Source organism: Xenorhabdus kozodoii, from assembly GCF_002632875.1.
Classification (GTDB): domain Bacteria; phylum Pseudomonadota; class Gammaproteobacteria; order Enterobacterales; family Enterobacteriaceae; genus Xenorhabdus; species Xenorhabdus kozodoii.
Genome location: NZ_NJCX01000123.1, coordinates 1 through 380 on the forward strand (window position 1 = coordinate 1; position 380 = coordinate 380).

1 pseudogene is annotated in these 380 nt (G+C 50.8%); it reads right to left on the minus strand.

The features are described 5' to 3' along the window. Window positions 1-380 (minus strand): annotated as a pseudogene (locus Xkoz_RS19425) (hypothetical protein); the annotation flags it as partial.

Sequence of the window (380 nt, forward strand, 5' to 3'; positions counted from 1 at the left end):
GGATCGGATAAGCTTTTACATCCCCTGCATTCAGCGTGATATCACCCGTTAACGGTTTTCCATTGATTTTCCGGCTAGCAGGAACCGCATTTTTCGCCAGCTCCGCCGTTCCCGCCAAACCAAGGTTTTTCACAAACTCGTTTTTGTTTGGAATGTCAGCGCCGTTCTTGTTCTTATCCAGCATCGCCGCCTGCAATGCCCTTATTGATTGCAGTGCCACGGTTTGACCGTTAGGCAAGGTCACGTCCACCACACCCGACTGACTCATCCACTTGTCCATATTCTGGAGGAACTGAGTGATATAGCTGGTGTTAGCGACGATATGCCGGACGCCATCCGAGACAGAATCGGGTACTGTCGTCTGAATCTGGTAGGTTACG